This is a genomic window from Streptomyces sp. RB17 (genome assembly GCF_009604455.1).
Classification (GTDB): Bacteria; Actinomycetota; Actinomycetes; order Streptomycetales; family Streptomycetaceae; genus Streptomyces.
Window position 1 is genome coordinate 482,785 of the sequence record NZ_WEGL01000009.1, and the last position, 13,769, is coordinate 496,553.

9 protein-coding genes are annotated in these 13,769 nt (G+C 73.7%); 8 read left to right on the top strand and 1 reads right to left on the bottom strand.

Annotation, left to right across the window (positions count from 1 at the left end):
• The first annotated feature begins 46 nt into the window (after window positions 1-46).
• The 4 genes from SRB17_RS36085 (at window position 47) to SRB17_RS36100 (ending at window position 8,116) form a co-directional block, all read left to right on the top strand.
• Entirely contained in the window at window positions 47-748 is a 702-nt protein-coding gene (locus tag SRB17_RS36085; RefSeq protein ID WP_153544817.1) for a GntR family transcriptional regulator, read from the top strand.
• A 117-nt stretch (window positions 749-865) separates the two neighbouring features.
• A complete protein-coding gene (locus tag SRB17_RS36090; RefSeq protein WP_323376847.1) occupies window positions 866-2,395 on the top strand; it encodes a hypothetical protein in 1,530 nt (509 codons plus the stop codon).
• 31 nt (window positions 2,396-2,426) lie between these two features.
• Complete coding sequence (locus SRB17_RS36095; protein ID WP_323376849.1) at window positions 2,427-3,305, top strand: hypothetical protein; 879 nt, start codon at window positions 2,427-2,429, stop codon at window positions 3,303-3,305.
• Window positions 3,306-3,370: 65 nt separating this feature from the next.
• Window positions 3,371-8,116, top strand: a complete 4,746-nt coding sequence (locus SRB17_RS36100; protein WP_153544821.1) for a hypothetical protein — start codon at window positions 3,371-3,373, stop codon at window positions 8,114-8,116.
• A gap of 17 nt (window positions 8,117-8,133) precedes the next feature.
• Here the strand turns inward: SRB17_RS36100 and SRB17_RS36105 are convergent, their stop codons facing one another.
• Complete coding sequence (locus tag SRB17_RS36105) at window positions 8,134-8,664, bottom strand: hypothetical protein (RefSeq protein ID WP_153544823.1); 531 nt, start codon at window positions 8,662-8,664, stop codon at window positions 8,134-8,136.
• 420 nt (window positions 8,665-9,084) lie between these two features.
• On the opposite strand from SRB17_RS36105, the gene SRB17_RS36110 reads away from it, so the two are divergent.
• Genes SRB17_RS36110 through SRB17_RS36125 form a run of 4 tightly spaced genes read left to right on the top strand, consistent with a single transcriptional unit; the run spans window position 9,085 to window position 13,631 of the window.
• On the top strand, window positions 9,085-12,147 hold the full coding sequence (locus SRB17_RS36110; protein ID WP_153545048.1) for a nitrate- and nitrite sensing domain-containing protein: 3,063 nt from the start codon (window positions 9,085-9,087) through the stop codon (window positions 12,145-12,147).
• Window positions 12,144-12,578 (top strand): roadblock/LC7 domain-containing protein, encoded by a 435-nt coding sequence (locus tag SRB17_RS36115; protein WP_153544825.1) that lies wholly within the window; start codon window positions 12,144-12,146, stop codon window positions 12,576-12,578. The genes SRB17_RS36110 and SRB17_RS36115 overlap by 4 nt, the downstream gene beginning before the upstream one ends.
• 9 nt (window positions 12,579-12,587) lie before the next feature.
• On the top strand, window positions 12,588-12,983 hold the full coding sequence (locus tag SRB17_RS36120; RefSeq protein ID WP_153544827.1) for a DUF742 domain-containing protein: 396 nt from the start codon (window positions 12,588-12,590) through the stop codon (window positions 12,981-12,983).
• A gap of 39 nt (window positions 12,984-13,022) precedes the next feature.
• Window positions 13,023-13,631 (top strand): GTP-binding protein, encoded by a 609-nt coding sequence (locus SRB17_RS36125; protein WP_153544829.1) that lies wholly within the window; start codon window positions 13,023-13,025, stop codon window positions 13,629-13,631.
• The last annotated feature ends 138 nt before the right edge of the window (window positions 13,632-13,769 follow it).

Below are 13,769 nucleotides of genomic sequence, written 5' to 3' on the forward strand. Positions count from 1 at the left end.
CAATACCCATGTTGTTTCGTCCCGGACTGTGCGATTGAATTCCGGCATGGCAGAGCAGTTGACGTCACTGGCCGACGACCGTGCGCTCCTGGGGCGTACCAGCACGGCGGAGCGGGTCTCGGACATCCTCCGGAGTCGCATCGCCGACGGGTACTTCCCGCCCGGCACCCGGCTGTCGGAGGACGCCATCGGCGGGGCGCTCGGGGTCTCCCGCAACACCCTGCGCGAGGCGTTCCGGCTGCTCACGCACGAACGCCTGCTGGTCCACGAGCTCAACCGCGGGGTGTTCGTGCGGGTCCTGACCGTCGAGGACGTCGAGGACATCTTCCGCGCGCGCTCCCTGGTCGAGTGCGCCGTCGTGCGCGGGCTCGGCGAGCCGCCGTACCGGCTGGAGGCGGTGGCCGCGGCGGTTGCGGAGGGGGAGCGGGCGACCGCGGAGAACGACTGGAACGCGCTGGGCACCGCCAACATCCACTTCCACCGGGAACTGGTCGCCCTCGCGGGCAGCGAACGCACCGACGAACTGATGCGCAGCGTCTTCGCCGAGCTGCGGCTCGCCTTCCATGTGGTCGACGACCCGCGCCGGCTGCACGAGCCCTATCTGGCCCGCAACCGCCGGATCCTGCAGGCACTGCAGGCCGGAGACAAGCGCGAGGCCGAGCGGCTGCTGGAGACGTACCTCGCGGACTCACTGGAGCGGATGGTGGAGGTGTACCGGCGACGGGTGGGCGAGGGAAGCGCCCCGTAAGGGCGCGGGCCGGCGACGGCCGGCCCGCGCCCGAAGAACGAACCGCACCCCTGTCGGTCAAACCGGCGGAGCCGCTCGTTTGGGTCGATGTCAGACCCAGGACCTACTCTGTGCACCGTGACTTCGCCTGCATCGACGGACAGCGTTCCGCCCCAGCTCAGCGCGGGGCCGCGCCCGGCTCCGGGCCCGGCCGCCGACGAGGGCCTGGCGCGGCGGCTGCGCGCGCTCGCCTGCACCGCGCCGCTGCACGACCTCGACGCACGCAAGGCCAACCTGGCCGGTGAGTACTCGGTGTACGGCATGGCCGAGGTGGCCCTCGCCGCCATCGACCTGGTCACGCTCAACATGGACTTCGACACCGGCGCCGACCACGAGCAGATCGTGGCCCGCCTCGTCCCGCGCATCGCCGCCCAGGCCCCGCACCGGCCGACCGCCGAGCACGAGCGTGTGGCCCGCTGGGTCCTGGAGAACCTGATCAACGTCGGCAGCGTCGACCGCGGCTTCCGCGCCGTCTACGGCACCTTCGCGCCGGACGGCACGTACGTCCGCCGGGACTACGACTTCAAGCTCATCGAGGAGGTCCCGGGCCCTGGTGGCACGGTGTACCTGCGCACGACGGACGAGGCGGTCAACGTCCTGGTCGGCGCTCTCGACACCGACGTCACCAGTGCCCAGATCGCCGCCGAGGTCAAGCTGGAGGTGCTGATCAGCCGCGGCCGGCTCGCCGACGCCCAGCTCGCCGCCGAGCAGGCCCGCTACCGCACGGTGCAGTACTCGGAGACCCTGCGCCGCGCCCTGGAGGCCACCCGGCGCAACGTCCGCGCGGTCGACTGGCTCAATGCCGTACCCGACATGATCGCCGAGGCCCTGGACCACGTGGCCGACCGTTACCGCCACGAGAACGCGATCCTCACCAACATCCGCAAGGCCCGCGACGAGACCGAGGAGCCCGAGCACAAGCGCCGCGCCGCCGAACTGGTCGACATCGTCAAGGACTGCATCCGGCGGCACACCCAGCTCCAGTCCCGACTTCTGGAGGCGGGCCCGCTGTTCCGCGCCGAGCAGGACCGGCAGGCCTTCGCCACACCGGCGACGACATCCGGAACAGACCTGTACGGCCATCTCGTCGCCCCCGTCCTGCCGTTGCCCCTGGACCAGGCGATCCGGGTCACGGACGCGTTCTTCGCCCACGGCACCGGACTGCGCACACCGGTGTCCGTCCGGGTGGCGGACCTCGTCGACATACTGCTGACGCCTCCGGTGGAGCGGGAGCACCTGGGCGCGGAGATGCCCGAGCCCGACCTGATCGCCACACCGGACGACAGCCGGTTCAGCGAGGAGCAGCTGGCCGCGGCGATGGACCTGCTGGACCTGCCGGCCGACGCCCCGCGCCGGCTGTCGGGACTGCTGGCCGAGGCCCGGCGCACCGGTGACCCCGATCTGGCCTATCTGGTGGCCCTGCTGGCCGTTCACGCGGCCAGCCCGGCCGTCGGTACCGCCTACCGGCAGGGTGAACAGAAGCTGCTGTTCGCCGTCGACGACGGCACGGAGCTGGACGACCCCGAATTCGGCGGGGCCGACCTGATCGTGGGAACCGCCCTGCTGGACGCGGCCGGGATGGCGGCGGACCGGACGGAAGCAGCATGAGTCGACAACAGCCTGACAAGGAGCCCCAACCGTGAGCGAGCACGTCGAGTGGAGTGAGGCGGAGTCGTCGGCACCGTCGGCGCCCGCCGCCGTCACCCCCGCCGACGCCGCCGACGCGGCGCGGCTCGTCGCCTTCGGGCTGCAGCCCAAGCTGCAGCCCGCGCGGGACCAGGAGTACACGGAACTGCTGCGCCGCTACCGCGACGACCCGGCGTTCGCGCGGCTGGCCGACGCCGTCGCCGCCGGCCTGGGCCTCGTCGTGCTGGAAGTGTCCCCGCGCGCGGGAATGGCCGTGACCGCCGCCGAGGACTCGGTGTTCGCCGTCCGCATGGGCGACTACGCGCGTCGCACCGCCGCCGACTCCGGCGACCGCTTCCTGCACGGCCTCGCCCATCTCGCCGTCGCCGCACTGGCCTTCCCGCGCCCGGAGGACCTGGCCGACGACAGCTACATCGGCCGCGTCAGCGTCAACGGCGTCGACGCCTTCGTACGGCAGGCCTGCCGGCGCCTGGAGGAGCGGGCCGAGGAGCTGGGCGAGAACACCGACCCGGCGACCGACGCGCCCGGCCTCGAGGCCGCCTGGCGGATCTGGGCCAGACGCAGCGCCACCGGAGCCACCAAGGACGCCCGCCGCCCGGCCGCCTCCACCACCGGCATCGTCGCCAAGGCCCTCACGTTCCTCACCGACTCGGGCTTCCTGCAGCGCACCGGCGACGACAACGGCGGCACGTACCGCACCACGGCCCGCTACCAGCTCCAGGTCCGCGACCTGGCCGGCAGCGCCGCCATGGCCGAACTGCTCGAGCTGGGCGTCGTACCGGTGACCGACGGCACGGCCAGCCTGCTGGCCGCCGAGGACACCGAGAACCTGGAGCTCGTGGCCGACGCCGGGCTGCCGTTCCACTCCTGAGGGCCGCCGCGCTTCCGAAGATTCCCGAACCACCGCACCTTTCACCAGACTTACGAGAGTCCGCCATGTACGAGCTGTCCCGGGTCCGCCTCTACTCCATCGGTCCCGCCGGTGCGCGCTACGCCGACACCGTGCTTGACCTGCGGGGTGTCGGCGAGCCCGTGCCCGACCCGGCGCCCACGCAGGCGGAGTTCTTCGAGGAGGAGCCGTCCGGCCCGCCGCGCCGGCCCGCGCCCGCCGGCGTGCTCTTCCTGGAGAACGGCGGCGGCAAGTCCGTCCTGCTCAAGCTGATCTTCTCGGTGATGCTGCCGGGCCACCGCAACACCCTCGGCGGCGCCAGCTCCGGCGTGCTGCGCAAGTTCCTGCTCGCCGACGACTGCGGGCACGTGGCGCTGGAGTGGCAGCATGTGCAGACCGGCGAGTGCGTCGTCGTCGGCAAGGTGAGCGAGTGGCGTGGACGGCAGGTGTCCAACGACCCGCGCAAGTTCGCCGAGGCCTGGTATTCATTCCGGCCCGGCCCCGGGCTCAGCCTGGACAACCTGCCCGTCGCCGAGTCCACCGCCGTACGGCCACCCGTCGAGGGCACCTCGGGCGCCCAGGGCCGGCGCCGCACCATGAAGGGCTTCCGTGACGCCCTCACGGAGGCCGGCAAGGCCTACCCGCACCTGGAGGTGCACTGGGAGGAGATCCACGACCGCTGGATCGAGCACCTCGGCGACCTCGGTCTCGACCCCGAACTCTTCCGCTACCAGCGGGAGATGAACGCCGACGAGGGCGAGGCGGCCGGTCTCTTCGCGGTCAAGAAGGACTCCGACTTCACCGACCTGCTGCTGCGCGCCGTCACCGACACCCGCGACACCGACGGCCTCGCCGACCTCGTCAGCGGCTTCGGCAACAAGCTGGGCCGGCGCGCCGAACTGATCGCCGAACGGGACTTCACCGCCGGCTCCGTCGACCTGCTCGGGCGGATCGTCGAGGCCGCCGAGGCCCGCTCACGCGCGCGTGACGTCCATACCGGTGCCGAGCGCCGTACCCGCACCCTCGCCCGGCGGCTGTCCGCGCGGGCCGTGCAGGAGCGGGTACGGGCCGCCGACCTCGCCCAGCGGGTCACGGCCGCCGCCTACGCCGTCACGCACTCCGAGGGCGCCCGTGAGCGCAGCGCCCTGATCGCCGCCGAACTCGCCTACCGGCACGCCTCCCTGGCGCTCGCCGCCGCTGAGAAGTCCGCCGCCGCGCAGAAGCGCGAACTGGCCGACGCCCGCACCCTGCACTCCGCCTGGCAGGCCGCGGAGGCCGTGCTGCGCCACCGTGCCGCCGCCGACCGCGTCGCGCGCGTGTCCGCCGCCATCCAGGAGGCCGAGCGGGACGCCGCGCCCGCGCTCGCCGCGCGCGCCAAAGCCGCCGTCGACCTCGTACGGGCCCTGCACGCGGCCGCCGAGAGCGCCGAGGCCCTCGCCAACGAGGAGGAGGAGCGCTCCGCCGCCATCCAGGAAGTGGGTGATTCCGCCTACCGCGACTCCACCACCGCCGCGACCGAGGCCCAGCGCGCCCGCAGCGAGGCCGGGCACCTGCGCCAGCGCCTCGCCGAGGTCGAGCAGGAGACCGCCGAGGCCGTCCGCGCCGGCTGGCTCGACGACAGCGCCCCGGACGCCGACCCGGCCCGCGCCGCGCTCGCGGCCAGCGACGCCGAGAAGACCGCCGTCGCCGCCTGGGACACGGCCCGCGAGGCCGCCCGCAAGGTCACCGAGCACGCGCGCGAGGCGGCCTCCGCCGAGTCCCGCGCCGAACTGACCGCCGCCCGCGCGGCGGACGCCGCGACGGCGGCCGAGCGGTCCTACGAGGCCGAGCGGCGCCTCACCGAGTCCCTGGCCGCCGAGGAGCGGCTCGCGGAGCTGCTGAGCCTGCCGGGCGCGGCCGCGGCCGGACAGCCCGGAGTGCCCGGGCCCCGGTCCGGCGCCGACGACGCGATGGGCACCCGGGGCGGCACGCGCGTCGGCGCGACGGACGGGGCCGAGGGCTCCGCGGGCGGGGGCCACGGCGCCGCGGATCCCATGGGGCCGGGCACGAGCAGCACCTCTCGCCCGGGCGCCGACGGCCCCCTCACCCCCGAGGAACTCGACCGCTTCGCCGATGAATTGCGTGACCTCCTCGACGATGCCGTCTCGACCGCCGAACGGCACCTCTTCGAGCTGCGCACCGCCGCCGCCGACGACTCCCGGATCCTCGGCGCGCTCGGTGACGGTGGACTGCTGCCGCCGGGCCCGGACGTCCTGGCCACCGTGGAGTTCCTCGGCGAGCACGGCATCCCGGCACTGCCCGGATGGCGCTATCTCGCCCAGGCCGTCGACCCCGCCGACCACGCGCGCGTGCTCGCCGCCCGCCCGGAACTGGTCGACGGCGTGGTCATCACCGACCCGGACACGCACGCGCGTGCCCGCGAGGCGCTCGGCGACGCCGCCCTGCTGCCCCGCTCCGCCGTCGCCGTCGGTACGGCCGCCGCCCTGCTCGCCCCGCCGCCCGCCGACAGCGCCGCCGCCACGGACGTCTTCCTCGTGCCACCGAACCCGGCGATGCACGACGAGCACGCCGCCGACGAGGAACGGCAGGCACTGCGCGCCCGGGCCACCGAGCGCGACGAGGAGATCCGCACCCTCGCCGCCCGGCTCGGCAAGGACCGTGAACTGGCCGCCCGGCTCGCCTCCTGGCGCACCGGCTGCCCCGCCGGCCGCCTCACCGAGCTGGCCCGGACCGCCGAAGAGACCCGGGCGTTCGCCGAGGAGGCCGAGGCCGAGCTGGCCGAGGCCCGCACGGTGCGCGCGGAGGCCGACGAGGCCGCCGCCGAGGCAGTACACGTCCGCGACGAGCGGCAGGAGGCCGCGCAGAAGGCCCGCCGTGCGGCCGACGCCCTCGCCGGCCTCGCCTACCGGCTCCGCGAGCGCGCCGGCTGGCAGGTCAAACTGCGCGAACTCGCCGACGAGGCCACCGAGTCCGAGGCCCGCGCCCAGGTCTGCCTGGAGCGCGCCCGCGCCGCCGACGAGGACCGCCGCGCCGCCCAGCGCGCCGCCGACGACGCCCGCCGCACCGCACGTGCCCTGCGCGCCGAGCGTGCCGAGATCGCCGGCGCCCCCGACGACGTACCGGTCGAGGACGCGAACGCCCCCCAGGCGTCCCTGCCCGCACTCCGCGAGGCCTACCGGGCCGCCTCCCAGGTGTACGAGAAGGTCGGCGTCGGCGCCGACCTGCGCGCCGAACAGGCCCGCGCGGAGAGCGACGAGAGCGCCGCCCGCGCCGAGCTCGACCGGCTCAGCAACAAGGTCCGCACCCGTGCCGAGCAGTTGCTTCAGTCGCCCGACGGCTCCGACGGACCGTCCCGGCAGGCCGCCGCCGCCCGCGCGGAGGAGCTGGTGCAGCTCCTGGAGACCCGCATGTCCAGCGCGAGCGAGCACCTCGGCCGGCTGCGCGGCGAGGCCGAACGGCACGCCCCCGAGGACGGCGCGGCACACACCGAGCTTGCCGAGGAACTCGAACCCCGCGACGCCGAGCACGCCCAGGCGCTGCTGCGCACCGCGACCGGCGAGCTCGCCGCCCGTACCGAGGCGCTGGCCGAGGCCCGTGAGGCCCACGCGGAGCTGCTGGAGGCCCACCGGGCCGCCGAGGACGCGGCCGGCGGCTTCGACGAGATCGCCGCGATGCTCCGCGACCTGCTGCGCGAGCACGCCCCCGAGGAGGAACAGGAGGAGCCGGAGCCGTACCCGGGCAGTCTGGAAGAGGCCCGGCACTCCGCGGCAGAGGCCCGCCGCTCGCTGCGCGGCTGCGCCGCCGACCTGTCCGCCGCCGAGGCGGCCGTGCGCGAGGCGAGCGACGTCCTCGTCCGGCATGCCAACTCCACGCGCTTCGAGCAGGTCCGCACCCCCGCCCGGCAGCAGATCCGCGAACTGCCCGCCTCCGCGCTGCCCGAGCACGCGCAGAAGTGGGCGGCCGCGTTCGCACCCCGACTGCGCGTCCTGACCGACGAGCTGGCCCAGCTCGAGCGAAACCGCGACTCGATCGTGGACCGCCTCAGGGGCCTGGTGGAGTCGGCTCTCACCACCCTGCGGTCCGCCCAGCGGCTGTCCCGGCTGCCCGAGGGACTCGGCGAGTGGTCCGGCCAGGAGTTCCTGCGCATCCGCTTCGAGGAGCCCGACCAGGCCACGCTCACCGAACGCCTCGGCGAGGTCATCGACGACGCCACGCGCGCGGCCGTGAAGAAGAACTCCGACCTGCGCCGGGACGGCATGTCGCTGCTGCTGCGCGGCGTCGCGGCCGCGCTGCAGCCGAAGGGCGTGGCCGTCGAGATCCTCAAGCCCGACGCCGTACTGCGCGCCGAACGCGTCCCCGTGGGGCAGATGGGCGACGTCTTCTCCGGCGGCCAGCTGCTCACCGCGGCGATCGCCTTGTACTGCACGATGGCCGCGCTGCGCAGCAACGACCGGGGCCGGGACAAGCACCGGCACGCCGGCACGCTGTTCCTGGACAACCCGATCGGCCGCGCCAACGCCACCTACCTGCTGGAGCTGCAGCGGGCCGTGTCGGACGCCCTCGGTGTACAGCTGCTCTACACCACCGGTCTGTTCGACACGACCGCCCTGGCCGAGTTCCCGCTGGTCATCCGCCTGCGCAACGACGCCGACCTCAGGGCGGGCCTGAAGTACATCAGCGTGGAGGAACACCTCCGGCCCGGGCTGCCCCAGCAGCCCCAGGCCGGAGAGTCTGTGCACAGCGAGATCACGGCCACGCGCATGTTCAGGAAGCCGGTACCGAACACGCCGTAGCGGCGCGTCCTGGGAACTCAGGGGTGGGACAGCTGCCCGGTGCCGCCCCGACGGCGTATACGGTCCTGCTCGCGCAGGGCCGCGCGCTCCGCACGCCGGCGGGCGCGCCGCTCGCGGCGCAGTGCCCGGGCCGTGCTGCTCGGCTCGGAGAGCACGCCGTACCGCTGGTTCCACACCTGGCGGGTCACCCAGACGTCGACCACGGCCCAGGTGGCCACCACCGTGCTCACCACGCTGCTGATCACCATGGGGAAGGCCAGCCAGGACTCGGCCAGCGTGCACAGGAACGCCACCATGGCCTGGATGAGCGTCACCGCGATGATCAGGAGGGCCCGCACCGCCGCCGTACGCACCGGATCCGGCATCGGGTGCCGTCGGGCGGGCTCCTCGATCCACAACGGCCGGTAGTACGGCCGCTGTTCGCCTGCGGGCTCCCCGGCGCGCCCACGCGCCCGAATGTCGCGATCCGGTGCCTCCGGGCTCCGCCGCGCCGCCGAGCGCCCTGCCGCGCTCTCCTCGGGCGCCTCGCGCCACTCCACCGTCCCCATCACCGCGTCACTCCCCACCGCCAGCAGACCGCTCGCCCCGGTGTCACAAGACCCCGACCCCCCAGTGGCTGCCCGGCTTGCGCTGTTTTACGCCGCCGGGGTGCGGGATGCGGCACCTGTGGCCCATTCCGCCCCCATTTCCCATAGAGAAGGACGAACGACCGCGCCCGATGATTCCCGGCCGGAGAAAAATTCCAGCCAACCGCCCGGTCACGGCGCCGCCTTCCGGCCCGGCGCGGCTGCCGGATCGCGGTGGCAATCTCCCGCAATGCCCGGACAACTCGGCATCTCTCGCAGCGGGAGCGGAAGTTCTCCCTCCGGACATGTCTTCGAGTTAACTGTGAGGCGGTAGTAGGCTCGCGCCGTTTGATGACGGACATGTGCACCCCCGGCCGGCCGGGGGTCGAGCTGGGGGAGGCCATGCGCTTTCGCGGGAAGTCGATCCGCCGGAAGATCGTGGCGCTGCTTCTCGTGCCGCTGGTGTCCCTGACCGCCATCTGGGGCTTCGCAACGGTACTCACCGGGCGTGAGGTCGCCCGGCTGTTCCAGGTGACGGACGTCAAGCAGGACATCGGCTATCCCGCCGAGGACACCGTCCGCGAACTGCAGCAGGAGCGTCGCCAGACCCTCGTCTACCTCGCCGACCCGAGAGCCGCCGACGCCCTCTCCGCGCTGCAGCGCACCCGCGCCGCCACCGACCGGGCGATCGCCAGGATCCGCAAGAACGCCGGCGACCACGACGTCGTCGACGGCATGGACGCGGACGACAGCGAACGTCTCACCGCCGTCCTGGACGCCTTCGACGGCCTCGGAGACCTGCGCCACGGCGTGGAGCAGGGCACGGTCACCCGCGCCCAGGCCTACGGCCTCTACAACCGCCTGGTCGACCCCTGTTTCACCCTGTTCGCCGCCCTCGAAGGCATCGACGACGTCGACCTGGACGCGCAGGAACGCGCGCTGGTCAACGTCAGCCGCGCCCGTGAGCTGCTCTCCCGCGAGGACGCCCTGCTCGGCTCCTCCCTCGTCGTGGGTCGGCTCACCCGCGAAGAGACCCGTGACATCTCCGACCTCGCCGCCCAGCGCACCGTCCTGTACGACGTCAGCCTGCCGCTGCTGCCGGCCGCCGAGCGCGAACGCTACGAGCGCTTCTGGAAGAACGCCACCACGGCCCCGCTGCGCACGGCCGAACAGACTGTCATCGACACGGACTCCGGCACGCCACGCGGAGTCACCGCACAGGGCTGGGACTCCGCGGCCGCGAACGTCCTGACCGAACTCGGCACCCTCGACGACCAGGTCGGCGACCGCCTCCAGGGCCGTACCCACCCGGTGGCCATGGGCGTCATCCTGCAGGCGGCCGTCGCGGGCCTCCTCGGTCTGGTCGCGCTCGTGCTCTCCGTCGTCCTGTCGGTCCGGATCGGCCGCGGCCTCATCCGCGACCTGCGCCAGCTGCGGCTGGAGGCGCACGAGGCCTCCGGCGTCCGGCTGCCCAGCGTGATGCGCCGGCTGTCCGCGGGCGAGCAGGTCGACGTCGAGACCGAGGTGCCGCGCCTCGAGTACGACAAGAACGAGATGGGCGAGGTCGGCCAGGCCCTCAACACCCTCCAGCGGGCCGCCGTCGAGGCCGCCGTCAAACAGGCCGAACTGCGCTCCGGAGTCTCCGAGGTCTTCGTCAACCTCGCCCGCCGCAGCCAGGTGCTGCTGCACAAGCAGCTCACGCTCCTCGACACCATGGAACGCCGGACCGAGGACACCGACGAACTCGCCGACCTCTTCCGCCTGGACCACCTCACCACCCGGATGCGCCGGCACGCCGAGGGCCTGGTGATCCTCTCCGGCGCCGCGCCCTCCCGGCAGTGGCGCCGCCCGGTGCAGCTGATGGACGTCGTACGCGCCGCCGTCGCCGAGGTCGAGGACTACGAACGCATCGAGGTACGGCGGCTGCCCCGCGTCGCCGTCACCGGCCCGGCCGTCGCCGATCTCACCCACCTCGCGGCCGAACTGCTGGAGAACGCCACGGTGTTCTCGCCCCCGCACACCGCCGTCCAGGTCGTCGGCGAACGGGTGGCCAACGGCTTCACGCTGGAGATCCACGACCGGGGTCTCGGTATGACGGCCGAGGCGCTGCTGGACGCCAACCTGCGCCTCGCCGAGACCCCCGAGTTCGAACTGTCCGACACCGACCGGCTCGGCCTGTTCGTGGTCAGCCGCCTCGCCCAGCGCCAGAACGTCCGGGTCTCCCTCCAGCCGTCGCCCTACGGCGGCACCACCGCGGTCGTCTTCATCCCCGACGCGCTGCTGAGCGACGAGGTACCCGACACCAACGGCCTCGGTTTCCGCCTCGACCGGGACCGCCCCGTGAGGGGGATCGGGCCGGCGGGCCGTGGCGCCGGACGGTCCGCGGCGCCGGCGCAGCTGCCCGGTGTGCCGACCTCACTGCTGGACGGCCCGGTCGAACTGGAGGCGCCGGTGGATCTCGACGCCATCGACGCCTTCCCCGGCGTCCTGGACGAGGACAGCGAGCGCGGCGGACTGTTCCGGCCCCGCCGCTCCCGCACCCGCGCCGACGAGCAGGCACCGTCGCCGTCCGCCGACCGTGCGTCACACGAAGAGGCCGACGACCGCGGACCCGTACCGCTGCCGCGCAGGCAGACCCCCAAACTGGTCAGCTCGCACGGCAGGCCCGTCCCCGACCAGCGCCCCCACCGCGACGAACCGGACCAGCAGCCCGCCGCCGCCCCCGGCCGCCCCGGACCGGCCGGACCGGCCCCGCTTCCCTCCCGCCGCCGCCCCACCACGTCCCACCGCCCCGCGGTACCCACCGACCGGGTCAAGGAACGGGATGCGGCTTCCGCCGAGCTCTCCGACCGGGTCGAGGGGCGGGATGCGGCTTCTGCCGAACTCGCCGATCGGGTCCGGGAACGGGACGCGGCTCCCGCCGAACTCACCGACCGGGTCCAGGAACACGAGGCAGCCGCCGCCGAAGTCGCCGGCGCGGGGCCCGACGTCCCTGCGCTGCCCCGGCGTACCCCACCAGCCGATCCCGCCGCGGAGGTCACCGGCACCGGGCCCGACGTCCCCGCCCTGCCCCGGCGCCCCCGGCCGGCCGAGCCCGCCGGCGGCCCGGGTGCCACGGGCCGGTCCGGCGCCGGACCGGTCGAAGACGCCGACGCGGAGCCCCGTCCCGGCGACATCCCCGGTCACCCGGCCACACAGCCGGCCGTCGGCGCGTCGGGCGACGAGCCGGTCACCGGGCCCCTGCCCCGGCGCGTCCGTCAGGCCAGCCTCGCCCCCCAGCTCAAGCAGGACACCGCGCAGCGCGCCGACCGCGCGGCGCAGCCCGCCGACCGCGACGCCGAGGAGGTCCGCAGCCGGATGGCCTCGCTGCAGCGCGGCTGGCAACGCGGCCGGGAGGAGAACGCCGGGGGCGACGGAGACCACAACGGCACAGCACGAGGAACGACTAAGGGGGACGGTCGATGACCGCACCGAAGGCGACCGGCCACACGGCGACCGACAAGGGACAGCTGAACTGGCTCCTGGACGACCTGGTCGACCGGGTCGCCAGTATCCGCAAGGCCGTCGTCCTGTCCGGCGACGGGCTCCCGACGGGGGTGTCCAAGGACCTGACCCGCGAGGACGGCGAGCATCTGGCCGCCGTCGCATCCGGCTTCCACAGCCTCGCCAAGGGCGTGGGACGGCACTTCGACGCCGGCGGTGTCCGGCAGACGGTGGTCGAGCTGGACGACGCCTTCCTCTTCGTCACCGCCGCCGGGGACGGCAGCTGCCTCGCCGTCCTCTCCGACGCCGACTCCGATGTCGGACAGGTCGCCTACGAGATGACGCTCCTGGTCAAGCGGGTCGGCACGCATCTGGGCACCGCTCCGCGCACCGATCTGCCCGCAGGCGGGTAGTGGGATGACATGAGCGCAGACGGTCAGGGAAGAAACCACTGGTTCGACGACGAGGCCGGACCGGTCGTCCGTCCGTACGCCATGACACGCGGCCGTACCACGAGTCCGGCCCAGCACCGGCTCGATCTGATCGCGGTGGTCGTCACGGAACCCGGCGCGGGCGATCCGGAAACGGATCCGGCGCTGTCGCCCGAGCACGTGGAGATCGTCGGGCTCTGCCGCCGCTCACCGCAGTCCGTCGCCGAACTCGCCGCCGGCCTCGACCTGCCGACCGGCGTGGTACGGGTGCTCATCGGCGACCTGGTGCACGCGGAACTCGTCCATGTCACGCGCCCGGTGCCACCGGCCGACCTGCCGGACGAGAGCATTCTGCGCGACGTGATCAACGGCCTCCGGGCGCTGTGACCCGTCAGGCAAGACCCCCTCGAGCAGGAGAAGAAACCGATGATCTCCGGGCGTTCTGAGCGCGGCAAGCCCCCGGTCGAGCCCGTCACGCTCAAGATCCTGGTGGCCGGCGGCTTCGGCGTGGGCAAGACGACCCTCGTCGGCGCGGTCAGCGAGATCAGGCCGCTGCGCACCGAGGAACTGCTCAGCGAGGCCGGTCGCCCGGTCGACGACACCAGCGGGGTGGAGGCCAAGCACACCACCACCGTGGCCATGGACTTCGGCCGTATCACCCTGCGCGAGGACCTCGTGCTGTACCTCTTCGGCACGCCCGGGCAGGAGCGGTTCTGGTTCATGTGGGACGAGTTGTCCGAGGGCGCGCTCGGTGCCGTCGTCCTCGCTGACACACGGCGTCTCGAGGACTGCTTCGCCGCCGTCGACTACTTCGAGCGGCGTGCCATCCCCTTCCTCGTCGGCGTCAACTGCTTCGAGGAAGCCTCCCGTTACCCGGCCGACACGGTCCGCCAGGCCCTCGACCTGGACGACGGCGTACCCGTCCTGCTGTGCGACGCGCGGGAGCGGGAGTCGGTCAAGGAGGTGCTGATCGGAGTCGTCCGGCACGCGATGGACCAGCGCGCGGCCGACCGCCGCCGGGCCACCCTCGGCTGACCCACGGGCACGGCCCGTACCCCCGCCGACCGGGGTACGGGCCGTGGTCCGTGCGGAGCCGTCACACGCGTGTGCCGCATGAGGAGCTTTCACGCGCGCGTGCCGAGTGAAGAACCTTCACGCGCGCGTGCCGCGCGT